Here is a 26,659-nt window from a genome sequence, read left to right on the forward strand (position 1 = left end):
CGATCGCGGACGAGCCCACCACCCCGGGCAGGAGGTGTCAATGCGCGCGGCCGTTCTGCCCCATTTGCCGTCCTGTGATAGGCAGGGAGGATCAACTCCCGCTCGGGGACGCACCGTGACCCCGGGGCACGTAAAGGCGGTCGGCACGTCTGCGGGCGTGCCGACGGGGTAGGGCTGATGTGTCCCGTAGTCCGAGCCGTTCTTGGAGGCGCCGCCATGGCCGCATCCGCGCAGTTGCTTCTCTCCGCCCTCTCCAAACAGGTGGTTCCCGGTGAGCCCGCCGACGGGGAACCCCTCACCGTCACCCTGCCCGGACCGCTGACCGGTGACATCCCGGGCCCGCTCACCAGCGAACCGCCCCTCGCCGACGCCGCCCCCCTCACCAGCGAGCCCCCGCTCGCCGAGGCCGCCCCCCTCACCAGCGAGCCGACCGCGCCCGGTACGGCCGGTGGCTCGGAGTTCTCAGGAGTCTGAATGGGCCTGGCCAGGCTCGCGGCGCTGCACGGTGTCGCCACCGTCCACTCACCCGGCCCCGACGTCGCCGTACCGGTACCCGACGAGACCGTCGTCGCCGTGCTCGCCGCCCTGGGCGTCGACGCGTCCACCGACGCCGCCGTCGGCGCCGCGCTGGCCGCCGCCGAGTCCGCCGCCGCGAACCGCCTGCTGCCGCCCACCGTGGTCGTCTGGACCACTCCCGGCGACGCGCACGACCCCGACGGCGCCGCCGCCTCCGGGGCGGTGCTGCCGCCCGCGCTGCCCGCCGCCCTGGCCGCACTGCCGCCCGGCACGGTCCTGCGGGTCGAGACCGAGCAGGGCGAGACGGTCGACTGGCCGGGGGCCGACACGCTCCCGCCCGGCGGGCCCCTGCCGGGCACCCCGCACTCCGGCGCGCGCCTTTCCGGCACGTCTGCCACCGGCGCACGCCCGGTCGCCACATCCACGGACGCCACGACCCCGGCCGACGACGCCCCCGACGCCGTCGCCGCGCCCGACGCCGTCGCGGGCGGCTCCACGGGCCGCTCCTGGCCCGGTCTGCCGCTCGGCGTCCACCGCCTCGCCGCCGTCGCCCCCGACGGCCGTACGGCGGGCGCCGTGCTCGTCGTCGCCCCCCGCGAGGTCCCGCAGCCACCGCCCCGTACGCACGGCTTCCTGGTCCAGCTCTACTCCCTGCTGTCCGGCCGCTCCTGGGGCATGGGCGACCTCGGCGACCTCACCGACCTCGCCGTCTGGTCCGGGCGGGAACTGGGCGCCGGGTTCGTCCAGATCAACCCCCTGCACGCCGCCGTCCCCGGCGCGCCCACCGACCCCTCCCCGTACCGGCCCTCCTCGCGCCGCTTCCCCGACCCCGTCCATCTGCGGGTCGAGGCCGTCCCCGAGTACGCGTACGTCACCGGCCCCGGCGCGGCACGGCTCGCCGCCCTCCGGGAACAGGGCGCCACGCTGCGCTCCGCCGTCCTCGACAAGGGCGAGCTGATCGACCGGGACGCCGTGTGGCGGCTCAAGCGCGAGGCCCTGGAGATCGTCCGCGAGGTCCCGCTCGGCCCCGGCCGCCGCGCCGCCTACCACCACTTCCTGGCCGAGCAGGGCCAGGCCCTGGAGGACCACGCCACCTGGTGCGCCCTCGCCGAGGTGCACGGCTCCGAGTGGCACGACTGGCCGGAGGCGCTGCGCGACCCGCGCTCCGCCGAGACGGGCCGGGCACGGCACGAACTCATCGACCGCGTCGACTTCCACTGCCGGCTGGCCTGGCTCACCGACGAACAGCTCGCCGCGGCCGGGCGGGCGGCCCGCGACGCGGGCATGGCCGTCGGCATCGTCCACGACCTCGCCGTCGGCGTGCACCCCGGCGGAGCCGACGCGTGGGCGCAGCGGAGCGCGTTCGCCGAGGGCATGTCCGTGGGCGCCCCGCCCGACGCCTTCAACGCCCACGGCCAGGACTGGGGGCTGCCGCCCTGGCGCCCCGACGTCCTCGCCGACTCCGGCTACGCGCCGTACCGGGGCCTGCTCCGGGGCCTGCTCAGGAACGCGGGCGCCCTGCGCATCGACCACGTGATGGGCCTCTTCCGGCTCTGGTGGGTGCCCGAGGGCGCCGACCCGACGCGGGGCACGTACGTGCGTTACGACGCCGAGGCGATGCTGGCCGTCCTCGTCCTGGAGGCCCACCGGGCGGGCGCCGTCGTCATTGGCGAGGACCTCGGCACGGTCGAGCCCGGCGTACGGGAGGAACTGCACCGGCGCGGTGTGCTCGGCACGTCCGTGCTCTGGTTCGAACGCGACTGGCAGGGCACCGGGCGCCCGCTGGCCCCGGAGAGCTGGCGCGAGGACTGCGTCGCCACCGCCACCACCCACGACCTGCCCTCCACGGCCGCGCGCCTGAGCGGCGAACACGTGGAACTGCGGCACCGGCTCGGGCTGCTCGGCCGCCCGCTGGAGGAGGAGCGGCGCGAGGACTCCGCCGAGGTCACCGACTGGCTCGCCACACTCGGCGCGCTCGGCCTGCTGCCGGCCGGCGGGGGCGACGAGGAGGGGCGGATCCGCGCGGTCTACCGCTTCCTGCTGCGCACCCCCGCCCGGATGGTCGGTGTCTGGCTGCCGGACGCGGTGGGCGACCGCAGGCCGCAGAACCTGCCGGGCACCTGGGACCAGTACCCGAACTGGCGGCTCCCCGTCGCCGACGCGGAGGGCCGGCCGGTGACGCTGGAGGACCTGGCCGCCTCGCCCCGGCTGCACGGCCTGATGGGCGTATTGCGGCCCTCCGTACCGATGTGACCCCTTGTACGGGACCCCCGCGCGCGCGGGGGTCCCGCGCGTTCGCTACGTTGGCACCGTGGACAAGAAGAACACCCTGCGCGCCGGCGCCCTCGTGGCCGGAACGACGCTGATGACGCTGCTCATGTCGTCCCCCGTGCTCGCCGTCAGCCGCGACGACGGCGACGACCCGGGTCCGGGCCTCACCGTGGCCGAGACCCTCGGTCTGTACGTGGCCATGCCGCTGGTGATCTTCGCGATCATCGCCGGACTGGTGGTAGTCCTCGACAAGTCCCGCAAGCAGCAGCGAGCCTGACACCCAGGGACCGGCTCCCGCGTCCCCCGCTCTCCCGCAGACGCCGCGCGGCCCAGGTGCCCCGCGGCGCTCCGGCATGTCCGGCCCGGGGCCCGTCGCTCGGGGCGGCGCACGACGCGCGCGTTTCCGAACCCGTACGGGGTGCGGCCGGCCCGCACATCGTTACGGCGGGCCCGCCCGAACCTCCTGCCCCGCCGAGGGCCACGAACCCGACCGGCCCGTGGCCGGAGCCGGCCCCGCCACGACCGGCCCGCCCGTTCACCCGTACCGACGCGCCCCCGGCGCACCCCGCCTCGGGGGCCGCCACGCCGCGCGCTGCGCCAAACCCGGGGCTCCCGGACCCGTACGGTGCGGCCCGCCCGTTCACCCGTACCGGCGTGCCCTCGGCGCCCGGCCCGTCCCCGGGGTCCCGCCACGCCGCGCGCCGAGCCGCGCCGCTCCCGGGGCTCCCGGACCCGTACGGTGCGGCCCGCCTCTTCACTCGTACCGGCGTGCCCTCGGCGCCCGGCCCGTCCCCGGGGTCCCGCCACGCCGCGCGCCGAGCCGCGCCGCTCCCGGGGCTCCCGGACCCGTACGGTGCGGCCCGCCCCTTCACCCGTACCGGCGTGCCCTCGGCGCCCACCCGCCCGAACCTCCGGCTCCGCCGGACCCCGCCCCGCTCACCCGCCCGATACGCACGCGGGGCCGGGGGCGCCCCGTAACGCCGCCCCCGGCCCCCTCGCCGTCAGGCCGACGTGGTGTCCGCCGTTCGGGCGCGCAGGGCGCGCTCGACGCCGGCGCGGGACTCCGACATCAGACGCCGCAGCGCCGCGTTCGGGGCCGCCGAGGCCAGCCACGCGTCCGTGGCCTCCAGCGTGGCCTCCGCGACCTGGAGCGACGGGTACAGGCCGATCGCGATCTGCTGGGCCATCTCGTGGCTGCGCTGGTCCCACACGTCCTTGACCGCCGCGAAGTACTTCTCCGTGTACGGCGCGAGCAGTTCGAGCTGGTCCGTCTGGACGAAGCCGCTGATGATCGCTTCCTGAAGCGCGTTGGGGAGCTTGTCGGACTCCACGGCCGACGCCCACGCCTCGGCCTTCGCCTCCTCGGTCGGCCGCGCCGCGCGGGCCGTCGCCGCGTGCCGCTCGCCCGCCGCCGTGCGGTCGCGCTCGTACTCCGCCGCGATCTCCTCCTCGTCGTGCAGCCCGACCGCCGCCAGCCGCTCGACGAACGCCCAGCGCAGCTCGGTGTCCACCGCCAGGCCCTCGACGGACTCCGTACCGTCCAGCAGCCCCTGGAGCACGTCCAGTTGCTGCGGCGTACGGGCCGTCGTCGCGAACGCGCGGGCCCACGCCAGCTGGTGGTCGCTGCCCGGCTCCGCCGTGCGCAGATGCGCCAGGGTCGCCTCGGTCCACTGGGCCAGCCCCGCCTCGCGCCACTCCGGCGCCGCGTACAGGTCCAGCGCGAGCTTCACCTGGCGGTGCAGCGACTGCACCACACCGATGTCGCTCTCCTTGGCGATGCCCGACAGCACCAGCGCCAGGTAGTCACGGGTGGCCAGTTCGCCGTCGCGTGTCATGTCCCAGGCCGACGCCCAGCTCAGCGCGCGCGGCAGCGACTCGGTGAAGTCCCCGAGGTGCGCGGTCACGACCCGCAGCGATTCCTCGTCCAGCCGGACCTTCGCGTACGACAGGTCGTCGTCGTTGAGGAGGATCACCGCCGGGCGCGGGGTGTTCTCCGGGAACGGCACCCGGGTCAGCTCGCCCTCGACGTCCAGCTCGATCCGGCTGGTGCGGACCAGCGCCCCGGCCGCGTCCAGGTCGTAGCAGCCGATCGCGATGCGGTGCGGGCGCAGCACCGGGGTGCCCTTGGCGCCCGCCGGGAGCGCGGGCGCCTCCTGCCGTACGGACAGGGAGGCCACGCGCCCCGCCTCGTCCAGTTCGATCTCCGGGCGCAGGACGTTGATGCCGGCCGTTTCCAGCCACGCCGTCGACCAGGTCTTCAGATCACGCCCGGAGGTCTCCTCCAGCGCGCCCAGCAGGTCCGACAGGCGCGTGTTGCCGTACGCGTGCGCCTTGAAGTACGCCTGCACGCCCCGGAAGAACTCGTCCTGCCCGACATAGGCGACGAGCTGCTTGAGGACGGAGGCGCCCTTCGCGTACGTGATCCCGTCGAAGTTGACGATCACGTCGTCCAGGTCGCGGATGTCCGCCATGATCGGGTGCGTCGACGGAAGCTGGTCCTGCCGGTACGCCCAGGTCTTCATCGAGTTGGCGAACGTCGTCCACGACTGCGGCCAGCGCGAGCCCGGCGCGTGCGCCAGGCAGGCGATCGAGGTGTACGTCGCGAACGACTCGTTCAGCCACAGGTCGTTCCACCACTCCATGGTGACCAGGTCGCCGAACCACATGTGCGCCAGCTCGTGCAGGATCGTCTCGGCGCGGGTCTCGTACGCCGCGTCCGTCACCTTCGAGCGGAAGACGTACTGGTCGCGGATGGTGACGGCGCCCGCGTTCTCCATCGCGCCCGCGTTGAACTCGGGCACGAAGAGCTGGTCGTACTTGGCGAACGGGTACGCGTAGTCGAACTTCTCCTGGAACCAGTCGAAGCCCAGCCGCGTGACCTCGAAGATCGCGTCCGCGTCGAGGTACTCGGCGAGCGAGGGCCGGCAGTAGACGCCCAGCGGGACCGACTGACCGTCCTTCTCGTACGTGCTGTGCACCGAGTGGTACGGGCCGGCGATCAGCGCGGTGATGTACGTCGAGATCCGCGGCGTCGGCTCGAACCGCCACACGTTCGACTCGGGCTCCGGCGTGGGGGAGTTGGAGATCACCGTCCAGCCCTCGGGGGCCGTCACGGTGAACCGGAACGCCGCCTTGAGGTCCGGCTGCTCGAAGGAGGCGAACACCCGGCGCGCGTCCGGCACCTCGAACTGCGTGTACAGGTACGCCTGCTGGTCGACCGGGTCGACGAACCGGTGCAGCCCCTCACCGGTGTTGGTGTACTCGCACTCGGCGGTCACCGTCAGCTCGTTCGCGCCCTGCCGCAGCCCCGGCAGCGCGATGCGCGAGTCCCGGAAGACCGAGGCCGCGTCCAGCGTCTCGCCGTTCAGCACCACCTGGTGCACGGCGGGGGCCACCAGGTCGATGAAGGTCTCCGCCCCGGCCTCCGCGCTCTCGAAGCGCACCGTCGTGACGGACCGGTAGGTCCCGCCCTCCTGCGCGCCGCTGAGATCGAGGTCGATCTCGTACGAGTCAACGGTGAGGAGGCGCGCCCGCTGCTGCGCCTCTTCACGGGTCAGATTTGTGCCAGGCACCCGGTCATCTCCTCGGATCGGTACGTTTTCGCCCATCCTTCCATGCGGACCCGGTCGACCGCCCGGCGGTAAAACGCCGGGCCCCGCGCGGTCGCGCGGGGCCCGGGAGTCTGTCGGCGGATGTCCGGCGGATGTCCGGCGGGTGCCGGTCAGCGTGGTTCGGCGGCGACCAGTTCGGCGATCTGCACCGCGTTGAGCGCGGCGCCCTTGCGCAGGTTGTCGTTGGAGACGAACAGCGCCAGCCCGTGGTCGACCGTCTCGTCCACCCGGACGCGTCCTACGTAGGAGGCGTCCTTGCCCGCCGCCTGGAGCGGGGTGGGGATCTCGGACAGCTCCACGCCGGGGGCGTCCTTCAGCAGCTCGTACGCCCGCTCCACGCTGATCGGCCGCTCGAAGCGGGCGTTGACCTGGAGGGAGTGCCCGGAGAAGACCGGCACCCGTACACAGGTCCCGGACACCCTCAGCTCCGGGATCTCCAGGATCTTGCGGGACTCGTTGCGGAGCTTCTGCTCCTCGTCCGTCTCGAAGGAGCCGTCGTCGACGAGCGAGCCCGCCAGCGGCACCACGTTGAAGGCGATCGGGCGCTTGTAGACGGCCGGCTCGGGGAAGTCCACGGCCTCGCCGTCGAAGGTCAGCCGGTCGGCGCTCTCCACGACCTTGCGGGCCTGGTCGTGCAGTTCCGCGACGCCCGCGAGCCCGGAGCCGGACACCGCCTGGTACGTGGTGGCCACCAGCGCCGTCAGCCCGGCCTCGGTGTGCAGCGGGCGCAGCACGGGCATGGCGGCCATGGTGGTGCAGTTCGGGTTCGCGATGATGCCCTTGGGGCGGTTCGCGACGGCGTGCGGGTTGACCTCGGAGACCACCAGCGGGACCTCGGGGTGGCCGCGCCAGGCGGACGAGTTGTCGATCACCACGGGGCCCTGGGAGGCCACCTTCTCGGCGAGCGCGCGCGAGGTGGCGCCGCCCGCGGAGAAGAGCACGATGTCCAGGCCGGTGTAGTCGGCGTCGGCCGCGTCCTCGACGGTGACGGGCTCGCCCCGCCAGTCGAGGGACGTCCCCGCGGAGCGCGCGGAGGCGAACAGCCGCAGCTCGTCCACCGGGAAGTTCCGCTCGGCCAGGATGGCGCGCATGACTGTGCCGACCTGACCGGTGGCTCCGACGATTCCGACCTTCACAGTGACTCCTCGCTACGTACCTGCGGCCCGGGTGCCGCGTCCATGATGCGTCTGACCGAACCCGCCTTGTCCAATCCGTTCCGCAGGTCGGGACGGGTGCGGCATCGGTCACACCAACGGGTGCACCGGGCGCACGGGCGGCGCCGGGGACACAGGTAAGGGGCGGGCGCCGGGACACACGTAAGGGGCGGGCGCCCTCGCGGACGCCCGCCCCCTTCGTACGTGTCACTTCCTTACGGAACCCGTCACGGCGGGACCGTTACGGAAGGACCTTCTCGATCACGACACTGCCGGTGCCCGCGGCGGTACCGCGCGCGTTCAGCAGCCGCACCTCGCCGAAGAACTGACGTCCCTCGGGAGCCGCGCCGGCCACCGTCACCTCGGCGGAGACCTCCGCCGAAGCGCCGTTGGCGAGCTTGACCGGAGCGTCGCCGACCGTGACCTCGCCGAGCGAGGCCGAGTAGAAGACGTCACGGTAGTCGTACGCGGTGGTCCCGGCCGGAACCGAGTAGCCGTCCACCACGAAGGTGTAGACACCGGCTGCCGGCGAGACCAGGCTGACGGCCTCCTCGGAGTCCCCGTCGGCCGCCTGGCCGACGAGCACGCCGTCCCGGAAGACCGAGAGGTCCAGGTCGGCCGCAGCGTCGGAGACGCCGCCGATGGCGACGTCCAGACGCTCGACGCCCGCACCGATGGTGACGGTCGTCTCCTGGCTCTCACCGTCGGCGATCGTCGGCCGGCCGACCTTGGCCGAGCCGAGCGAGCCGCCCGCGAGCTTGCCGTCGATGGCGGCGCCACCGTTGGTCACGGTCCACTCGACCGGGGAGGGTGTACCGATCTTCGCCTCGGGCAGCGTGGTGACCGCCGGGTCGAAGGTGGCACCGAGCACGCTGACATCCAGCTTGTACGGGTTGTTGAGCAGCGGCGACGTACGACGCGACTCGACCTCGATCTCCCAGACGCCCGGCGTCGGGTCCGTGTACGAACGCAGGTCCGGACGGCAGGTGTTGGCCGGGTTGTTGTAGTTCGGGTAGCAGTTGATCGTGGCGCTGTCCTCCATCTGCACACCCTGCGGGTGGAGGCTGATGAAGCGGGTCTGGCTGCCCGCCGCGAGTCCGCCGAGCGCGACCTCGAGGGTCTTGGCGCCCTCGGGGACGGTGACGAAGTACGACGCGGTCTCGTTGCGCTCGGTCGAGCCCAGCGACGAGTACGCGAAGGACGGCGCGGCCAGCTTCTTGGAGACGACCACCGTGGCGAGGATCTGCTTGTCCACACCGGTGGTGGCGGTGTCGTCCAGCTCCAGGATGGCGCTGTGCGCGCCGGCCTGGTCCGCCTTGGCCTGCACGGTCACGGTGACCGGCTGGTTCTTCGGCAGCTTGACCTTCTTGCTGCTGAGCAGCTTGAAGGTGCCGTCGTTGTACTTCCAGTTCAGCGAGTGCTGCACCAGGCCCGCGGGACCGGTGGTACGGGTGACCGTGACGTCGTACGTCCGGCCCTTGCCGGCCTGGAGGCCACCCTCACGGTCGTACAGACCCTGGCCGAAGCCCGGGGTCTTCAGCGCGAAGTCGATCGAGGTGTCGACCGGCGCCTTGACGTTGTACTCGTACGCCTTCGCGCCGTCCTTGATCGCGTCCCACGCGCCGACGACGTCGATGAGACCGGCGCCCTGCTCGTGCGCCTTCTTGCCGGCGATCTTGGTGGCGGTCGAGGTGAGCGCCGTCCGCAGCTTCGCGGGGGTCAGCTCGATCCCCTTCTGCTTGGCGGCGGAGAGCAGCAGCGCGCTGGCTCCGGTCGCCTGCGGGGAGGCCATCGAGGTGCCCTGGAGCATCGAGTAGCCGGACGGCAGCGAGTAGCCGGCCTCGGCCACGGGGCCGCCGGCGGTCCACGTCTGCGTGGTGTTGATGGCGGCGCCGGGGGCCGAGATGATCGGCGCGAAGCCACCGTCCTCACGCGGTCCGCGGGCGGAGAACGGCATCATGTCGTAGTCGGTCGTGACGACCGAGCCGTAGTTGGCCGCCCAGGTCTCCTTGGAGATCGTGGCGCCGACGGAGATGACCTTGTCCGCGACCGCGGGGTCGCTGATGGTGTTGGTGCCCGGACCGTCGTTGCCCGCCGAGATGATCAGCTGGACGCCGTAGGTGTCGATGAGCCGGGTGTAGAGCTCGGCGCGGGCGTTGTTGCCGTCGTTGAGACCGGGCAGTCCGCCGATGGACATGTTGACGATGTCCACGCCGCGCTCGATGACGAGGTCCGCCATGCCCTCGGTGAGGGCGATGTTGGTGCAGCCGCCGCTCCAGGTGCAGGCGCGCGAGGAGACCAGCTTGGCGCCGGGCGCCGCGCCGTTCATCTTGCCGCCGAACAGGCTGTTGGCCGCGGTGATGCCGGCCACGTGCGTGCCGTGCGAGCCCTCGATGACACCGATGTTGACGTAGTCCGCCTTGGCACCCGCCGCGTTGTAGACGACGTCCTCACGGACCTCGACCACGAACGGGATGCTCTCGACGATCTCCGTCTTCGGGTTGTCCTCGCCGAAGTGGCCGATCTGGAAGCCGTTGCGGTACGGCTTCATGATCGTGTCGTTGCCGAACTTGGCGTCGTTGTTCAGGTCGATGCGCACGGTCCGGGTGCCGGCGTCGTACAGCATCGCCCACACGTCGGTCGTGTCACCGTCGCGGTTCAGGTCCCCGGCCATGTCGCCGCCGCGCGTCGCGGACTCGGCGAACAGGTTGAACTTGTAGTTGCCGGCGGGGGCCGTGTACGCGCGGTTGTTGACCGTGAACGACGGGCCCTTGACGTCGAACTGCATCTGACGCCAGGTGCCGTCACCGTCGGCCACCGGGTCCGTCGCCGTGACCCAGTCGACGATCTTGCGCTCGCCGGTGGTGGTCTTCTGGAGCGCCGGGTGACCCAGGTCGATGCCCGAGTCGAGGATGCCGATGGTGACCCCTCGGCCGTCGGCCTTCGGGTTCTCCTTGACGAAGTCCACCGCACCGGTCTCGAAGGACGGGTTGTACGGGTTCTTCGCGGGGGTGTTCTTGCCCGGCGCCGTCGAGGCGGCGGCGCCCTGGGCCTTCGCCGCGCCCTTCACCGTGTCGGCGGCGGGCGTCGGGTCGTCCAGTTCGATCTCGTGCTTGAGGTCGATGCCGTGCACGGAGGAGAGCTTCTGCGCCGCCTTGAGCGCGGCCTCGGCCTTGCCCGTGGGCAGGGTCGCCCGTACGTAACCGAGCTGGTCGTACGTCTTGCCGACCACGGCGCCGGAGACGGCGTCGAACTGGTCGGCGACCTGCTCGGTCTGGCCCGGGGCCGTCGCCACCATGACGGTGACGTTCTTGTCGCCCTCGGCGACGGCCTTGTCGAGCAGGTCGACGTCGGCCGAACCGAGCTTCTCAGTGGCGGACTTGGCGGATTTCACTGGAGCGGAGGCGGCCGGGTCGTCGGCAGCCGGCGCGGCGAGGACGGGCATCGCGCCGGTGGCTATCAGCGCGGCGACCAGGCCGGTGGCGGCGGCGATCCGAGCCACCCGTCTCGGCCCGGATTTGGAGCTCTCGGATTCGGAGGTCATCAGCATCCCTGGTTGTGAAAGAGACAGTCCGGAATTCGGTACCGGATGACCGCTCAGCTTGGCCCAAATGACCAGGGTTTGTGGAGAGCTGTCAGGCTCAGGACATGGCGGTGGCATACATCCGCCACCACACGCATTCCGCCATCGAGGACCAATCGCCTTATATCAGGGCTTCTTTCGACCCGCCCGTGTCCTGCCCGTGTCCCGCCCGTGCCCTTCCCGTTCCCCGGCGGCGTCCCCTCGGTGGCGCGCTCGCCCGCTCCCTCCACGGCCGCCGCCCGACCGGTCCGGAAGGGGGCGGCCCCGGACCGAACCGGTCCGGGGCCGCCCCGCTCATCCACCCGTAAGGCTCAGACCGACGCCGCCCCGGCCGCCGTGTCGCACGCCTGCGCCGCCAGCCCGCGCGCCAGGTCGTCCCGCGCCTCAAGTACCAGCCGGCGCAGGGCCGGTGGCGCGTCCGGGTGCCCGTCCAGCCAGGCGTCCGTGTCGCGCAGCGTCTCCGGGCGGTCCTGGAGGCTCGGGTACAGCCCCCGCACCACGTCCATGCCGATCTGGATCGAACGCTCGGCCCACACCCGCCCGATGGCCTCGAAGTACTTCGCCGTGTACGGCGCGGTCAGCTCCCGCTGCCCCGGCTGCGCGAAGCCCGCGATCGTCGCCTCCACCAGCGCGTTGGACAGCGCGTCGGACTCCACGACAGCCGCCCACGCGCCCGCCTTGACCTCCCCGGACGGCCGCGCGGCCAGGCAGCGGACCTGGTGGCGCTTGCCGGACGCGGTGTCGTCGCGGGCCAGTTCCGCCGCGATCACCGACTCGTCGGCCAGACCGTGCGCGGCCAGCGGACGCAGGAAGCTCCAGCGCAGCTCCTGGTCGACATCGAGACCGTCGATCTTCGCCGTGTTCCCCAGCAGGCTCCGCAGCAGCTGGAAGTCGGTGTCCGAGGCGGCCACCGACGCGAAGAACCGCGCCCAGGTCAGCTGGTGCTGACTGCCCGGCTCGGCCCGCCGCAGCTCGCCCAGCGCGCCCTCCGACAGCGCCCGCGCGCCCGCCTCGCGCCAGTCCGGGGCCGCGTAGTGGATCAGCGCGCCCTGCGCCCAGGCGTGCAGCATCTGGAGCACACCGATGTCCGACTCGCGCCCGGCGAAACGCAGCACCAGGGCGATGAAGTCCCGGGCGGGCATCAGCGCGTCGCGCGTCAGGTTCCACAGCGCCGACCAGCACAGCGCCCGCGCCAGCGGGTCGGTCAGCTCGCCGAGGTGTGCGCGCAGCGTGTCCAGCGAGCCCTCGTCGAAACGGATCTTGCAGTACGTCAGGTCGTCGTCGTTGACCAGGACCAGATCGGGCCGCTCGGCCCCGGCCAGCTCCGTGACGACCGTGCGCGGCCCGTCGACGTCGACCTCCGCCCGCGCGTACCTGACCAGTTCGGCGTCCACGCCCGTACGCCGGTACAGCCCCACGGCCACCCGGTGCGGGCGCAGCTCGGGGTGCGACGCGGCGGCCTCCTGGAGCACCGCCAGCTCCGTCACGCGCCCCGAGGCGTCGTAGGTGACCGCCGGGGTCAGCGAGTTGACGCCGGCCGTCTCCAGCCAGGAACGCGACCACGACCCGAGGTCGCGCCCGGACGTCTCCTCCAGGACCGACAGCAGGTCGCCCAGTTCGGTGTTGCCGTACGCGTGGCGGGTGAAGTAGCGCCGCGCGCCCTCCAGGAACGCCTCGCGCCCCACGTACGCGACGAGCTGCTTCAGCACCGACGCGCCCTTGGCGTAGGTGATGCCGTCGAAGTTGAGTTTGGCGTCCTCCAGGTCACGGATGTCGGCCGTGATCGGGTGGGTGGACGGCAGCTGGTCGGCCCGGTACGCCCACGCCTTGCGGTTGTTGGCGAAGGTGACCCACGCGTCGCCGAAGCGCGTCGCCTCGGCGAGCGACAGCGCGCCCATGAAGTCGGCGAACGACTCCTTCAGCCACAGGTCGTCCCACCACCGCATCGTCACGAGGTCGCCGAACCACATGTGCGCCATCTCGTGCAGGATGACGTTGGCCCGGCGCTCGTACGACGCCTGGGTGACCTTGCCCCGGAAGATGTACTCCTCGCGGAAGGTCACACAGCCGGGGTTCTCCATCGCGCCCAGGTTGTACTCCGGCACGAACGCCTGGTCGTACTTCCCGAAGGGGTACGGGTAGTCGAAGTTCTCGTGGAAGAAGTCCAGGCCCTGCTTGGTCACCAGGAAGATGTCGTCGGCGTCGAAGTGCTTCGCCAGGCCCTTGCGGCACAGCGCGCCGAGCGGGATCTCCAGGGTGCCGCCGTCGGGGAGTTCCCGCCGGTACACATCGGTGACGTGGTGGTAGGGACCGGCCACGACGGCGGTGATGTACGTCGAGATCGGCCGGGTCTGCTCGAACGTCCAGACGCCCGTGCTCCCGCCGTCCCCGGTCGGCGCGCCGTTGCTCCAGACCGTCCAGCCCTCGGGCGCGGTCACCTCGAAGCTGAACGGCGCCTTCAGATCGGGCTGTTCGAAGGTGGCGAAGACGCGGCGGGCGTCGGCCGGCTCGTACTGCGTGTAGAGGTAGACCTCGCCGTCCTCCGGGTCGACGAAGCGGTGCATGCCCTCGCCCGTACGGCTGTACGCGCACTGGGCGTCCACGACCAGGACGTTGTCCTCGGCCAGGCCGTACAGCGCGATACGCGAACCGTCGAAGACGACGGACGGGTCGAGGGAGCGGCCGTTCAGCGTGACCGACGTGACACTCGGCGCCAGCAGGTCGGCGAAGGTCGCCACACCCGGCCGCGCCGAACGGAAGCGGATCGTCGTCACGGAACGGAAGGTGCGCACCGCGCCCGCACCCGCACCCGCTCCGGCGCTCGGCCCGTCGCCCGTTCCGTCCGGTCCGTCGTCCCCTCCGGCGCGCGGCCCGCGGCCGGGCACCGCGTCCGGCGCGGCGTCGACCGCCGAGCGCAGGTCGAGGGCGACCTCGTACCCGTCGACGGACAGCAGACCGGCCCGCTCACGGGCCTCGTCGCGGGACAGATTCTCACCGGGCACGGGCACTCCTTCGTGCAAATCCTCTGCGTGTTCTTTGCCGACAACGGTTCGAATTCTCCCACGCGCCGACCGTCCGGCCCGTGCGGGGAATGGCGGGGGAGACCGACGGTGTTGACCGAGGTGGAGTAACGCCGGACCGCACCGCTTCTTCACGAGGAGAGACACGCCCATGAGTGAGACGAGCACCAAGACGCCGGTCGACTTCTGGTTCGACCCGGTCTGTCCATGGGCCTGGATGACCTCCCGCTGGATGCTGGAGGTGGAGAAGGTCAGGGACGTCGAGGTCACCTGGCACGTGATGAGCCTGGCCGTGCTGAACGAGCCGAAGCTCGACGAGCTTCCGGAGCAGTACCGCGAGGGCCTGAAGGCCGCCTGGGGCCCGGTGCGTGTCGTGATCGCCGCCCAGCAGCTGCACGGTGACGAGGTCGTCGGCAAGCTCTACACCGCCCTGGGCACCCGGTTCCACAACCGGGGTGAGGGCAACACCCGTGAGGCCGTCGTGGCGGCGCTCGCGGACGCGGGCCTGCCCGCGGACCTCGCCGACTACGCGGACAAGGACACCTACGACGCCGAGCTGCGCGCCTCCCACAAGGAGGGCATCGACAAGGTCGGCCAGGAGGTCGGCACCCCGGTGATCGCGGTCCCCGGCGCGGACGGCGAGCAGATCGCCTTCTTCGGTCCGGTCGTGACGCCCGCGCCCAAGGGCGAGGATGCCGCGAAGCTCTGGGACGGCACGCTGATGGTCGCCTCGATCCCCGGCTTCTACGAGATCAAGCGCACCCGGACGCAGGGCCCGGTCTTCGACTGAGGCCCGCTCCGGGCTCGATGCGGCCGGGCCCGGTGCGGCCGGACCCGGTCCGGACCTGCTTCCGGGCGCACGGAAGGACCCGGTCCGGACCCGCTTTCGAATACCTGGAAGGACCCCCGCGAGTCATGTCCTCGCGGGGGTCCTTCGTCATTCCGTCCGCAGGTGAAGGCTGAGAAGACGATCACGAGCAGGACGTCTGTGGGGGCGACGGGCCGGGGCGAGTCCCGTCAGGGAGCCAGCAGCAGGACGTCGTCCCGCTGCTTGGCCGCCGCGTAACGCTTCGCCACGTCCTGCCAGTTGACGACGCGCCACATCGCCTCGATGAAGTCCACCTTCTGGTTCTTGTACTGGAGGTAGAACGCGTGCTCCCAGGCGTCGAAGACCAGGACCGGCACCGATCCCTGCCCGACGTTGCCCTGGTGGTCGTAGACCTGCTCGACGATCAGCCTCCCGCTGAGCGGCTCGTACGCGAGGACGCCCCAGCCGGAGCCCTGCGTGGTGGCCGCGGCCTTCGTGAGCTGGGCCTTGAAGCCCTCGAAGGAGCCGAACGACTCGGTGATCGCGTCCGCCAGGTCCCCGACCCCGTCGGCCGCCAGCGGCTCGCCGCCGCCGTGGTCACCCGTCATGTTGTGCCAGTAGATCGAGTGGAGGATGTGGCCGGACAGATGGAACGCGAGGCTCTTCTGGAGACCGTTGACCGCGCCCCAGGACCCCTTGTCGCGCGCCTCGTCCAGCTGCTCCAGGGTGTCGTTCGCCCCCTTCACGTACGCGGCGTGGTGCTTGTCGTGGTGCAGCTCGATGATCTGCGGGTTGATCACGGGTTCGAGCGCCGCGTAGTCGTAGGGGAGTTCGGGGAGTGTGTAGATGGCCATGGACAAGCCCTCCTGCTGCTTATTGCGCATCTTATGCAACTGCACGCTAACAGCAAGAGGGCCCGTTGTTGATCAGGCTTCGGACCTACGACCCGCGTGTGTCCCCGGCCGTCACCATGCCCCCGGCGGTTGTCTGTCCCCGGCCGTCACGATGCGCCCGGCGGTTGTCTGTCCCCGGCCGTCGCGATGCGTTCCGGAGGTCGTGTGTTCCCGGCCGTCAGGGCGTGTCCGCGGTGTCCCGCGCCATCGCCGCGATGTCCGGGAAGTCCGTGACCACCGCGTCCACACCCAGGCCGTAGTGCAGGGCGTACTCGGCGAAGGCGTCCCCGAACGCGTTCGGGTCGCCGCCGCGCCGGAACCGCGCCGGCAGGTACTGGTTCTCCGCCCGGAAGGTGTACGCCCCCACCTTCAGCCCCGCCCGGTGCGCGTCCGCCAGCAGGGTGAAGGGCTCCACGACCGACGACTTGTCCGGGCCGATCCAGTCCGCGTACCGCGCGATCCTCCGCAGCCCCTCCGGCGTCATCATGTCCCGGTACGTGGTCGGGTCGCCCGCCGCGACCAGGTCGTACGGCGCGCCGCTCGTGCCCAGCGCCTGCCACAGCGGCAGCCGCAGCCGCTCCCCGGCGAACGCCGCGAGGCTGGTGGGCTCGAACGACTGGACCACGCAGTCCTCGGCGCCCAGCCGGTACCGCCGCACGATCCGCGCCAGCGCCGGCTCCAGGGGCAGCCCGAGCGAGCGGAAGTACGTGGGGTGCTTGGTCTCGGGGAAGACGGCGATCCGGCGGCCGTGGCGTCGGGACAGCGCGCGGGCCAGCCGCACGACCTCCTCGAAGGTCATCACCGGTTCGCGGCCGTCGAAGACGGTGTTGCGGTTGCGGACCAGCGGCAGCCGCTCGACCGCGCGCAGCGTCTTCAGCTCGGCCAGCGTGAAGTCCTCGGTGAACCAGCCCGTCACCGCCCGCCCGTCGACCGTCTTCGTCGTCCGGCGCCCGGTGAACTCCGGGTGCGCCGCGACGTCCGTGGTCCCCGAGATCTCGTTCTCGTGCCGGACGACCAGCACATGGTCCTTGGTGGCCACCAGATCGGGCTCGATCCAGTCGGCGCCGTTCCGCACGGCGTACGTGTAGGCGGCGGCGGTGTGTTCGGGCCGCCAGCCGGCGGCCCCCCGGTGACCGATGACGACCGGCCGCCGGGAACCGCCCGGCCGCCGCGGGCTCGCGGCGGCCGCGGGGAGCGCGCTGACGGCGCCCGCGGCGGTGGCCGCCGTGGCCGCGCCGGCGGCGAGGAGTAACGAACGACGCCTGGGCTGTGCGGACGCGGACATACGGATCTCCCTCGTGAGGCTCGTGGTCGGCGCCCGGAACGATAGACGGGGCCGCACGCCGGGCCGCGCCGGTTCATCGGCTGTGCGGCACACGGACACGGAGGGTTCACCGGGAGCCGGGAGCCGGAGGCCAGGGGCCGGACCCGGGCCGTGTCCGAGTGCGCCCGGCCGTCCACCACGCCGGTCCGCCGCCTGGCGATGGCACGCACCGGCGGGGACATCAGCCGCTCCGCGACGGGCGCACTCCCGCCCTGAGGGCGGACGGCACCACGTGTCCGCCCGATCCCGACCCCGACCCCGCCCACACGGCGAGCGTGCGTGCCGGGCGTCGCGCGCCAGGCACTACGTGTCGGACACGGCCCGGGGTCGGTCGTGCCCCGCCCGCGCCGCCCCCAGGCGCGCCAGATGGTCCTCGTACCCCCGCGCGTAGTACGCCGCCCGCCCCGGGTCCGGGTGCACCACCGTCGTCGGGGCCGTCCACGCCGCCACGTCCAGCGGCACCCCGTGCCGGGCCGCCGACGCCAGGACCGCGCCCCGTGCGCCCACCTCGCCCTCCACGATCCGCAGGGGCCTGCCCAGCACGTCCGCGAACAGGCGCGTCCACGCCGGGCTCCGGGTGCCGCCGCCGCACACCGCGAGGGTGCCCGTCAGCCCCGCCGCCTCCAGACAGTGCCGGGCGGCGTACGCGATGCCCTCGCAGGTCGCGCGGATCAGATCGGCGGGCGTCGACTCCAGGGAGACGCCGGTCAGTTGGGCCCGCAGCGCCGGGTCGACGAACGGCGCGCGCTCGCCCGACGGGGCGAAGTAGGGCAGCACCCGGACGCCTCCCGCGCCCGGCTCCACGGAGTCGAGCAGCGCGTCGACGTCCTCGTGGCGCCGGCCCGTCGTCGCCAGCACCCAGTCCAGCGCGGCCGTCCCCACCATCGCGGGCATCGCGCGCAGCCAGTGCCCCGGCCGGTCCGTCGAGATGTGCAGCCCGCCCGGCTCGCCGTCCAGGCCGAGGGTGTCCGTCGCGACCAGCGACGCCAGACAGGTGCCGATGATGAGCAGCCCGTCGCCCGGTTCGGTGACGCCCGCGCCGAGCGCGCTCGCCGGCAGGTCGTACGGCCCGTTCGCGATCCGCACCCCCGAGGGCAGCACGCCGGTCGCCACCGGATCGCTCACCGGGGCCAGCAGCGACGCCCGGTGGGACAGCCCCAACTCCGCGAGCACCTCGGCGGAGTACGCGCGCGTCCTCGGGTCCAGGAACGGCATCGACGCGTCGGAGACATCCGTCGCCCGCACCCCGGTCAGCCGCTGGAAGACCATGTCCTTGCAGTACAGCGCCGTCTCCGCCGCCTCCAGCGCGGCGGGTTCGTGCCGGTCCAGCCACGCCAGCACCGGCCCCGGACAGCCGGGGAACATCGCGCTGCCGCTGCGCCGGAACACCGACTCGAAGACCCCGGAGGCCCGCCACTCGTCCACGAACGCGTACGCCCGGCCGTCCATCCAGGAGATCCCGGGCCGCACCGGACGCCCCCGCGCGTCGACCAGCCAGACCCCGTCGCCCTGCCCGGTGAGCCCGGCCAGTTCGACCGGTCCGGGCAGGGCGGCCGTGAGTGTGTCGTAGGCGTCGAGCACCGCGCCGTACAGCTCGTCCATGTCCTGCTCGACCCGGCCGCCGTGGATGCCGAGCCGCACCGGGCGCGCCTCGACGGCCAGCGCCGTCCCGTCCGTGCCGAAGGCCGCGGCCTTCACCGCGGAGGTCCCGACATCGATCCCGACGTACATCCGCTCTCCTCAGATTCCGGGGCGCGGCGAGCGCGCTCAGGTCAGGCAGTGCGCGAGCGGCTCGCCCTTCGCGTGGCGCGCCACCTCGGCCGCCGCGATCCGTGCCGCCTTGCGCGCCACGGCCCTGCTGGCGCCGCCCAGATGCGGGGTCAGCACCACGTTGGGGGTGCGGCGCAGCCGGGAGTCGGCGGGCAGCGGCTCCTGCTCGTACGTGTCGAGCGCCGCCGCCGCGAGCTGCCCGTCGTCGAGCGCGTCGCACAGGGCGTCGGTGTCGAGCAGCCCGCCGCGTGCCACGTTCACCAGGGTGGATCCCCCTGGCATCCGGGCGAGTTCGGCCGCGCCGATCAGCCCCCGGGTCTCCGGGGTGAGCCGGGCGTGCAGGCTGACGACCGCCGACCGGGCGAGCAGCGCGTCCAGCGACGGGGCGCGCATGCCGTGCACGTCACCGCGTACGTACGGGTCGTACACCTCCACCTCCGCGCCGAACGCCGTCAGCACCCGCGCGACCCGGCTGCCGACCGCGCCGTACCCGATCAGCCCGACCGGGGTGTCCTCCAGTTCGGGGCCGCACCGCTCGTACGTGTAGTGCGTGGCGTCCCACTTCCCGTCCAGGGCAAGGGAGTTGTGCGCCTCGGGGATCCGCCGCAGGGCCGCCAGCATCATCCCGACCGTGAACTCGGCGGTGGCCGCCGCGTTGCGCCCCGGCGCGAAGCAGACCTTCACGCCGCGCGCCCGCGCCGCCTCGGCATTGACGTTGACCGGGCCGCCCCGGCACACGGCGATCATCCGCAGGGCGGGCGCCGCCGCCAGCACCCGCTCGGTGAACGGGCCCATCTGGGTCACACAGACCTCGACCCCGTCCAGCGCCTCGATCAGCGCGTCCTCCGAGTCGTCGGCCTCCTCGACCTCGGCGACCGGGCCGAAGGGGGCGAGCGGCCAGGGGAGGGTGAGTTCGGTGATCTCGGCCGGGGCGGCGCCCTCGCGCCGCAGGGCCTCGGTGATCGCGTCGGTGATCAGGGAGTTGAGGACGAAGTGGTCACCCGCGGCGAGGATCTTCACGTCTGGTCGTCTCCTGTCTCGGCGTCGGACACGTGCGTACGCTGGTGGCCGGCGGTGACGCGCACGGTGTCGCCCTTCCAGGAACGGCTCATGGGCGCCGACCGTAGCCCGTACGCCGTCCCCCGGGTCCGCGTCCCGCCCGGTGTCCCCGGTCCCGGCCCCCCACTCACCCGCCCGGGTCAGCCCCGGTCCGCCGGACGGACCCCCGGACCGCCGCGGGACGCCGGGCGGCGCGGCCCCGTGATCCGGCCGTGGACGTCCCGCCCCGGCGCACGCGCCGGACGACGCGTTCCTTCGAGTGGTTAACCGAGCCTGTAACACCGGTAGTTGCGCGTCAATCCCACGCGCAACGGAACAACCGGGTGCACAGTGGGAATTTCGCGGAGGGAGCCGAACATGTGGATGGGTGTCGATCTCGGGACACAGGGCGTCCGCGCGGTGCTCGCCGGCGACGACGGCGAGACGCTCGGCGCGGGGGCGGCGCCCCTGACCGGCAGCCGCGACGGGGCACGCCACGAGCAGTCGCCCGACGACTGGTGGCAGGCCGTGCGCACCGCGATCGGCGGCGCCCTGGCGGCCGTGCCGCCCGGCCGCTCCCGCCGGGTCGGGGCCCTCGCGGTGTGCGGCACCTCGGGCACGGTCCTGCTCACCGACGGCGCGGGCCGCCCTCTCACCCCCGGCCTGATGTACGACGACGGACGCGCCACCGCCGAGGCCGCCCTCGCCCGTGAACGGGGGCTGCGCGTCCAGCCCACCTGGGCACTGCCGAAGGTCATGTGGCTGCTCAAGGAGTACGCCGGGGCCGAGGAGCACGCGGGGGCAACCGGCGTGCGCGTCACCCACCAGACCGACCTCGTGGTCTCCCGGCTGGTCGGCCGCCCCGTCGCCACCGACTCCAGCCACGCCCTGAAGACCGGTTACGACCTGGCGGGCGACACCTGGCCTTACCGGGAACTGGCCGCGCTCGGTCTCGGCGCGGAGATGTTCCCGCAGGTCGTACGGCCCGGCACCAGACTCGGTGAGATCGGCGCCGCCGGCGAGGCGGTCACCGGACTGCCCGCCGGAACCCCCGTCGTCGCCGGGATGACCGACGGCTGCGCCGCCCAGATCGCCTCCGGCTCACTGACCCCCGGATCCTGGAACTCGGTCCTCGGCACCACGCTCGTCCTCAAGGGCGTCACCCCCGAACCCGTGCACGACAGCACCGGCGTCGTCTACAACCACCGTTCCCCCGACGGCGGCTGGCTGCCCGGCGGCGCCTCCAACGTCGGCGCGGGGGCGCTCGGCAGGGCCTTCCCCGACGCCGACCCGGCCCGCCTCGACGCCCTCGCCCACCACCACGAACCGGCCACCACGCTCGCCTACCCGCTGGTCTCGCACGGCGAGCGGTTCCCCTTCCTCGCACCCGACGCCACCGCCCTGCTGCTCGGCGAACCCCGGTCCGCCGCCGACCACTGGGCGGCCCTCCTCCAGGGCGTCGCCCACACCGAACGCCTCTGCCTCGACTACCTCGACCACCTCGGCGCCCCCCAGGACGGCCCGCTCACCTTCACCGGCGGCGGCTCCCGCAGCGCGTACTGGAACCAGCTGCGCGCCGACGTCCTCGGCCGCACCGTGCACCTCCCCCGGCAGAGCGAACCCGCACTCGGCATGGCCGTCCTCGCCGCGTACGGCGCGGGCGCCGCCCCCACCCTCGCGGACGCCGCCACGCGCATGGTCGGAACCGGCCACGTCCTGCGCCCCCGACCGGCCCGCACCGCGCGCTTCCTGGAGCCGTACCTGAAGATGGTCGGCGAACTGGAACAGCGCGGCTGGCTCCCCGCCCCGGTCGCCGCGCACGCCCGGACGCGCGCCGCCCGGCCCGTCCGCGCCGACGACCCGGGCGACCCGGAGGCTCCGTGAGTACGACCCTGCTGCTGGCCCGGCACGGCCAGACGCTCTGGCACGCCGAGAACCGCTACGCGGGCGTGAGCGACATTGGCCTCACCGACGAGGGGCGCGCCCAGTCGGCCCGGCTGGGGGAGTGGGCCGGGCGGCAGACCGCGGCGGGCGCGCCGATCGACGCGGTGCGCACGTCACCGCTCTCCCGCGCGATCGCCACCGCCGAGCCCGCCTGCCGGGCGCTGGGCCTGGTCCCGGAACGCGAACACGACCTGCGGGAATGCGACTTCGGGGTGCTGGAGGGCCGTACCCTCGCCGAGTTCGAGGCCGAGGACCCGACGGGCGCGGCGGCCTTCCGCGCCGACCCGGTGCTGAACCCCTTCCCGGGCGCGGAGGACCCCCGCGCGGCGGCGGCCCGCGGCGTCGGCGCCCTGCGCCGGATCGCGGCAGCGCACGCGGGTGGCCGGGTGCTGGTGGTGGCCCACAACACCCTGCTGCGGCTGGTGCTCTGCGACCTGCTGTCGATCCCGCTGAGCGACTACCGCCGGGTGTTCCCGGGGCTGCGGAACGGGGCGGTGTCGGAACTGCGCCTGAAGGGTGGGGAGTCGGCGCTTCTGTCGCTCAACGTGCCCTGTTCGTAGCTCTGGGTACTGTCTGCGCATGATTTCCAAAGGGCGACACCAAGCCCGGGGACATTGCGCGCACTGGGCCTGCCGACCGCCTGAGCCGCGGTCCCCGCTCCAACGGGACCGGGGACCGGCGGGGGCCGTAACGCCGGCCTCACTCCCAGGCCCGCAGCCCGCCCAACAGCCTTTCCATCAGGGCCGTTTCGACCTGCTCCCGGGCCTTGCCCGGGGGTACGCGGACATTCGTGGGCACGCGATGCGGCAGCGCCGGCCGACGAGTGGTGAGCTGCGGCGCGCCGAAGAGCGCCAGCTCGGCCCACACGATCTTCCCTCCGACCGGCGGCCGGACGATGCCCCAGTCGCAGGCGACGCTCTGGACGAGGAGCAGCCCCCGCCCGCCCTCGTCGTCGGGACCGGGCGCCCGCGCGGCGGCCAGGAAGTCCCCGGCGCCGTCCCACACCTCGACGTACAGCCGGGCCGGGTTGACCCGGAGCTGCACCCCGATGACGTGCTCCGCCGTGACCTGGACCCACTCCGGCTCGGGCGTTCGCGGCCCGGCCGCCCTGACCGCGTTGGTGACCAGCTCGGAGACGACGAGCAGCGCGTCGTCGGTCACCCGTGGCACACCCCACCAGCGCAGCGTCTGGGTGGCGAAGGCGCGGGCGCAACTCACCGCCGTGGGTACGGCGACGAGCGCCAACCGGTCCCAGGCACGCAGAAGCGGCACGGCGCTACCCCCGCCGGAGTTCGTCGAGCAGGTGCACGGTGACGCCGAGGCTCGTCTCCAGCCGGTCCATCAACACCCGCTGGAGGGTGTCGCTCTGCCCGAGATGGCCCAGGGACGGCACGCACACGTCCTGGGCACCGGTACGCCGCAGGGTGTCCACCAGGGCGGTGAACCCGTCGAGCCTGCCGTACGCCAACTCCCGCTGCACGCGCATCAGTCGAAGCCCCTGGTGCCGCGCGAAGCGCTCCATGTCCCGCTCCAGGCGGGGCGCCGCCTCGTGGTCGGCGTCGGAGAAGACCCGCAGATAGCCGTAAACGGGCGGGGGCTGTTCGGTGTTCCCGTGGTTCACGATGCTTCTCCCGTGGCGGAGGCGTACCAGACCTGCCCGCGAATGGCGTCCTGCAAGGCCCGCCGGGCGGTGGCGCTGAGCGAGTAATGGGTGTTCAGGTGCTGCCAGCTCGGCACGACGACGTCCCGCGTACGGCTCCGCCGACAGGCCCCGACGAGCGCCTTCCAGGCGGCCACCCGGGTCCAGCTCTGCTCGGTGAACACCAACGGCGCGTCGAATCCCCGCTGTTGGGCGAAGGCGGCGATGTCACGGCGTAACCGGTCGACGTCCTGCCCGCTCAGTCCGGGCAACGCCCGGACGTACCCGTAGATCGGTGCATTCACAGCGGCACACGCTCCTTCACCCATGCCGACGCTCACGCAAGGTGCTCGTGGCATTCCTTTGGGTTAGCGAGTGAAGCACTGAAAGGGCCGCCAATGCAAGACTACATTTCTTAAGAATCGAACGATACTCATCGAATGAATGTCTGACATTGCGTAGTGGGGAGTGCGGTGCTTACGTATCGGGTGTAAGAGTTTTCGGAATCGAAGAGAGGGGTGCACGTGACCGCGACAACCACGGGCTCGACGGTGCCGCGTCGGCAACTCGGCCGACGCCTGCGCGACTTGCGTAACCAGGCACGGTTCACGGTTCGGGCGGCGGCCAAGGTGCTGGAGTGGTCGGAACCGAAGATCTGGCGCATCGAGACGGGCCAGACGTCGCTGCGGAGCCACGACGTCGAGACGATGTGCAGGGTGTACGGCGCGGACGCGAAGCTGACCGAGGGCCTGATGGGCCTGGCCAAGGAGACGAAGGCGCGGGGGTGGTGGCACTCGTACGGGGATGTGATCCCGGAGAACTTCGATCTCTACATCGGTCTGGAGGAGGCGGCGTCGCACTTGTCCTGGTACGAGTCGGAACTCGTGCCGGGCCTGCTGCAAACTGACGACTACGCGCGCACGCTGATTCGAGAAGACAACCGCGGTGTCAGTGAAGAGGAGATCGAGCGACGGGTTCACGTACGTATCGCTCGGCAGGCGTTGTTGAGCCGGGTAACGGCCGCCCCAACGGTGGACGTCGCCCTGAACGAGGCGGTCCTTCGCCGTCCCGTCGGTGGTCAGAAAATTATGGAGGACCAGCTTGACCGGCTGGTTCACTTGAACAGCTTGCCCAACGTGTCACTACGCGTTGTGCCTTACTCGGCTGGCTTGCACGCTGGCATGATGTCTGGGGCGTTCGTCACGATGAGATTCCCGGTCGGTGCTGATGGCCGAGAGACTGAGCCACCCACTGTCTATGTAGAGGGCTTTACCGGAGCCCTGTACCTCGACAAACCCAACGAGATCGCGCGCTATGACGGAGCATTCGAATCAATCTGGGGCTCGGCACATGACGAAGCAGGGAGCACGAGCCTTCTAAAGCAAGCAGCAAGGGAGCTAGGCAAGTGAACAGTGCCGACCTGACAGGTGCGGTCTGGCGCAAGAGCAGCCGCAGCAACGGCCAGGCTAACTGCGTTGAAGTGGCCTTCCTTGGCGATGGCAGGGTGGCCATGCGGGACAGCAAGGACCGGGGAGCCGGCCCCGCGCTGGTTTTCACCCGTGGTGAGTGGGCAGCGTTCGAAGGCGGCGTCCAGGACGGCGAGTTCAGCCGCCCGTAAGGCTTGAGCGCCCGACCTCCCACCGAGGTCGGGCGCCGCATCGGTCCGGTGAGGGAGCTGAGATGGTGCACAGCGCTGATCTGACGGCTGCGGTGTGGCGTAAGTCGAGCCGCTCGGCGGACAACCACCAGTGCGTCGAGGTCGCCTTCCTCCCCGACGATCGCGTCGCCCTCCGCGACACCAAACACCTCGGCACCGGCCCCGCCCTGATCTTCGCTCGCAGTGGCTGGGCTGCGTTCAAGTCCGGCGTGTCGGACGGCAACCTCGGATAGGCCCACCCCGCCCGTTCATCGAAGGCTACGACGGGAGCTTAGGCAATGAAGAGTTCTGATCTGAGGGTTGCTGTGTGGCGTAAGTCCAGCCGCTCCGCGAACAACGGCCAGTGTGTTGAGGTCGCGTTCCTCGGCGACGGTCGGGTAGCCATGCGGGACAGCAAGGACCTGGGTGCTGGCCCGGCGCTGGTTTTCACTCACGCCGAGTGGGCAGCGTTCGAAGGCGGTGTCCAGGAGGGCGAGTTCGGCCGCCCGTAACACCAAGCGCCTTACCTCCCATCGAGGTCGGGCGCCGCATTGCGTGCCCGTTTGAGTCGTTGGCGAGGGGAGCTGAGACGGTGAACAGTCGTGACCTGCCCGACGCGGTGTGGCGTAAGTCCAGTCGCTCCGCGAACAACAGCCAGTGCGTCGAGGTCGCCTTCCTCCCCGACGACCGCGTCGCCCTCCGCGACACCAAGCACCTCGGTACCGGCCCCGCCCTGCTCGTCTCGCGCGGCGGCTGGACCGCGTTCGAGTCCGCAGCAACAGAAGGCGGGTTGACGCGCCCGTAGCTACTCAGCTTCGGTGCTGGACGCCACCCACCGGAGACAAGTCTCCGCGCCGGCAACGACGGGAACGGCGGACACCTCGGGGCTGTCCCACGGGCGGTGTTCCAGGAGGTGCGCTTCGAGGGCCGGGAAGCGGTCGGCGCGGGTCTTCATGAGGAGTTGCCACTCCACGCCCGTACCGAACTCGCCGTTGTGCCAGAACACGGATGTCACGGGGCCGATGACCTGTGCCCCGGCGGCCGGCCGCGCACGCACGACCGACTGCGCGAGCTGGACGGCCTGTTCACGGCTCCCGGTCGCGGTGGACACCTGCACAAACTCAGTCATGCCCGGGAGCCTGTCCCCCCCCGGTACGGGCGACTTATTCGCGCGGGAAGCCCGATTGCGCGCTATTGCAACTGGACCCCCTTGCGCCCAAGCCGACAGGGCGACAGCATCGACGATGACACACTGACAGAGGGGGTTCCGTGAAGCTCACGAAGCTTGCGAGTAACTGTGAGAGTGGGCCGTGTCCGACTGTATGGGCCACAGGCACGCAGGATGTCATTGTCCAGGGCTTCAAGGTGGACGACCCGGAGGCGTTGGAAACCATGCGGCTGCCGGGCGATGAAACGGCCGTCCGTATCCCCATCGAGCTTCTGAGGCAGGTT

The 26,659-nt window shown here is 72.1% G+C and carries 23 protein-coding genes; 11 read left to right on the forward strand and 12 right to left on the reverse strand.

The window, feature by feature from the left end:
- The first annotated feature begins 216 nt into the window (after window positions 1–216).
- The 3 genes from OG875_RS21290 to OG875_RS21300 are packed head-to-tail and all read left to right on the forward strand — an operon-like array spanning window position 217 to window position 3,064.
- On the forward strand, window positions 217–474 hold the full coding sequence (locus OG875_RS21290) for a hypothetical protein (RefSeq protein WP_330175811.1): 258 nt from the start codon (window positions 217–219) through the stop codon (window positions 472–474).
- On the forward strand, window positions 475–2,769 hold the full coding sequence (gene malQ / locus OG875_RS21295; RefSeq protein ID WP_330175812.1) for a 4-alpha-glucanotransferase: 2,295 nt from the start codon (window positions 475–477) through the stop codon (window positions 2,767–2,769).
- A 58-nt stretch (window positions 2,770–2,827) separates the two neighbouring features.
- Complete coding sequence (locus OG875_RS21300) at window positions 2,828–3,064, forward strand: hypothetical protein (protein ID WP_330175813.1); 237 nt, start codon at window positions 2,828–2,830, stop codon at window positions 3,062–3,064.
- Between the two features lie 724 nt (window positions 3,065–3,788).
- Here the strand turns inward: OG875_RS21300 and pepN (OG875_RS21305) are convergent.
- From pepN (OG875_RS21305) to pepN (OG875_RS21320), 4 genes are all read right to left on the reverse strand, one after another.
- The gene (gene pepN, locus OG875_RS21305; RefSeq protein ID WP_330175814.1) at window positions 3,789–6,359 is read right to left on the reverse strand and encodes an aminopeptidase N; all 2,571 of its coding nucleotides are present in this window, start codon (window positions 6,357–6,359) and stop codon (window positions 3,789–3,791) included.
- 149 nt (window positions 6,360–6,508) lie between these two features.
- Entirely contained in the window at window positions 6,509–7,534 is a 1,026-nt protein-coding gene (locus OG875_RS21310) for an aspartate-semialdehyde dehydrogenase (protein ID WP_330175815.1), read from the reverse strand.
- A gap of 259 nt (window positions 7,535–7,793) precedes the next feature.
- Window positions 7,794–11,102, reverse strand: a complete 3,309-nt coding sequence (locus tag OG875_RS21315; RefSeq protein WP_330175816.1) for a S8 family serine peptidase — start codon at window positions 11,100–11,102, stop codon at window positions 7,794–7,796.
- A gap of 344 nt (window positions 11,103–11,446) precedes the next feature.
- Entirely contained in the window at window positions 11,447–14,137 is a 2,691-nt protein-coding gene (pepN, locus tag OG875_RS21320) for an aminopeptidase N (RefSeq protein ID WP_330175817.1), read from the reverse strand.
- A gap of 169 nt (window positions 14,138–14,306) precedes the next feature.
- Here pepN (OG875_RS21320) and OG875_RS21325 point away from each other — a divergent pair, with 169 nt between their 5' ends.
- Complete coding sequence (locus tag OG875_RS21325; RefSeq protein ID WP_330175818.1) at window positions 14,307–14,945, forward strand: mycothiol-dependent nitroreductase Rv2466c family protein; 639 nt, start codon at window positions 14,307–14,309, stop codon at window positions 14,943–14,945.
- Window positions 14,946–15,172: 227 nt separating this feature from the next.
- Here the strand turns inward: OG875_RS21325 and OG875_RS21330 are convergent, their stop codons facing one another.
- The 4 genes from OG875_RS21330 to OG875_RS21345 form a co-directional block, all read right to left on the reverse strand.
- Window positions 15,173–15,817 (reverse strand): superoxide dismutase, encoded by a 645-nt coding sequence (locus OG875_RS21330; protein WP_330175819.1) that lies wholly within the window; start codon window positions 15,815–15,817, stop codon window positions 15,173–15,175.
- Window positions 15,818–16,034: 217 nt separating this feature from the next.
- A complete protein-coding gene (locus OG875_RS21335) occupies window positions 16,035–17,141 on the reverse strand; it encodes a glycerophosphodiester phosphodiesterase family protein (protein ID WP_330175820.1) in 1,107 nt (368 codons plus the stop codon).
- A gap of 342 nt (window positions 17,142–17,483) precedes the next feature.
- Window positions 17,484–18,911 (reverse strand): FGGY-family carbohydrate kinase, encoded by a 1,428-nt coding sequence (locus OG875_RS21340; protein ID WP_330175821.1) that lies wholly within the window; start codon window positions 18,909–18,911, stop codon window positions 17,484–17,486.
- Window positions 18,912–18,947: 36 nt separating this feature from the next.
- Window positions 18,948–19,970, reverse strand: coding sequence for a 2-hydroxyacid dehydrogenase (locus OG875_RS21345; RefSeq protein ID WP_330175822.1), 1,023 nt, complete (start codon window positions 19,968–19,970; stop codon window positions 18,948–18,950).
- A 396-nt stretch (window positions 19,971–20,366) separates the two neighbouring features.
- Here OG875_RS21345 and OG875_RS21350 point away from each other — a divergent pair, with 396 nt between their 5' ends.
- A complete protein-coding gene (locus tag OG875_RS21350) occupies window positions 20,367–21,872 on the forward strand; it encodes an FGGY-family carbohydrate kinase (RefSeq protein WP_330175823.1) in 1,506 nt (501 codons plus the stop codon).
- Entirely contained in the window at window positions 21,869–22,492 is a 624-nt protein-coding gene (locus tag OG875_RS21355) for a histidine phosphatase family protein (protein ID WP_330175824.1), read from the forward strand. Before OG875_RS21350 ends, OG875_RS21355 begins: the two co-directional genes overlap by 4 nt.
- Before the next feature lie 139 nt (window positions 22,493–22,631).
- Here OG875_RS21355 and OG875_RS21360 read toward each other — a convergent pair whose 3' ends face one another.
- Genes OG875_RS21360 through OG875_RS21370 form a run of 3 tightly spaced genes read right to left on the reverse strand, consistent with a single transcriptional unit; the run spans window position 22,632 to window position 23,876 of the window.
- Complete coding sequence (locus OG875_RS21360; RefSeq protein ID WP_330175825.1) at window positions 22,632–23,204, reverse strand: ATP-binding protein; 573 nt, start codon at window positions 23,202–23,204, stop codon at window positions 22,632–22,634.
- Window positions 23,205–23,208: 4 nt separating this feature from the next.
- On the reverse strand, window positions 23,209–23,553 hold the full coding sequence (locus OG875_RS21365; RefSeq protein ID WP_330175826.1) for a recombinase family protein: 345 nt from the start codon (window positions 23,551–23,553) through the stop codon (window positions 23,209–23,211).
- Entirely contained in the window at window positions 23,550–23,876 is a 327-nt protein-coding gene (locus OG875_RS21370; RefSeq protein ID WP_330175827.1) for a hypothetical protein, read from the reverse strand. Before OG875_RS21370 ends, OG875_RS21365 begins: the two co-directional genes overlap by 4 nt.
- 219 nt (window positions 23,877–24,095) lie before the next feature.
- On the opposite strand from OG875_RS21370, the gene OG875_RS21375 reads away from it, so the two are divergent.
- The 5 genes from OG875_RS21375 (at window position 24,096) to OG875_RS21395 (ending at window position 26,012) form a co-directional block, all read left to right on the forward strand.
- Complete coding sequence (locus tag OG875_RS21375; protein WP_330175828.1) at window positions 24,096–24,980, forward strand: helix-turn-helix domain-containing protein; 885 nt, start codon at window positions 24,096–24,098, stop codon at window positions 24,978–24,980.
- Window positions 24,977–25,189 (forward strand): DUF397 domain-containing protein, encoded by a 213-nt coding sequence (locus OG875_RS21380; protein ID WP_330175829.1) that lies wholly within the window; start codon window positions 24,977–24,979, stop codon window positions 25,187–25,189. The genes OG875_RS21375 and OG875_RS21380 overlap by 4 nt, the downstream gene beginning before the upstream one ends.
- 62 nt (window positions 25,190–25,251) lie before the next feature.
- Window positions 25,252–25,461: a DUF397 domain-containing protein gene (locus tag OG875_RS21385; protein ID WP_330175830.1), complete on the forward strand. Its 210-nt coding sequence runs from the start codon at window positions 25,252–25,254 to the stop codon at window positions 25,459–25,461.
- A 45-nt stretch (window positions 25,462–25,506) separates the two neighbouring features.
- Entirely contained in the window at window positions 25,507–25,719 is a 213-nt protein-coding gene (locus OG875_RS21390; RefSeq protein WP_330175831.1) for a DUF397 domain-containing protein, read from the forward strand.
- An 80-nt stretch (window positions 25,720–25,799) separates the two neighbouring features.
- Window positions 25,800–26,012: a DUF397 domain-containing protein gene (locus tag OG875_RS21395; RefSeq protein ID WP_330175832.1), complete on the forward strand. Its 213-nt coding sequence runs from the start codon at window positions 25,800–25,802 to the stop codon at window positions 26,010–26,012.
- Here OG875_RS21395 and cutA read toward each other — a convergent pair whose 3' ends face one another.
- Window positions 26,013–26,336 carry a divalent-cation tolerance protein CutA gene (gene cutA, locus OG875_RS21400; RefSeq protein WP_330175833.1) on the reverse strand — a complete coding sequence of 108 codons (324 nt, stop codon included), beginning with the start codon at window positions 26,334–26,336 and terminating at the stop codon, window positions 26,013–26,015.
- Window positions 26,337–26,659: the final 323 nt, after the last annotated feature.

It is taken from the genome of Streptomyces sp. NBC_01498, assembly GCF_036327775.1.
Taxonomy (GTDB): domain Bacteria; phylum Actinomycetota; class Actinomycetes; order Streptomycetales; family Streptomycetaceae; genus Streptomyces.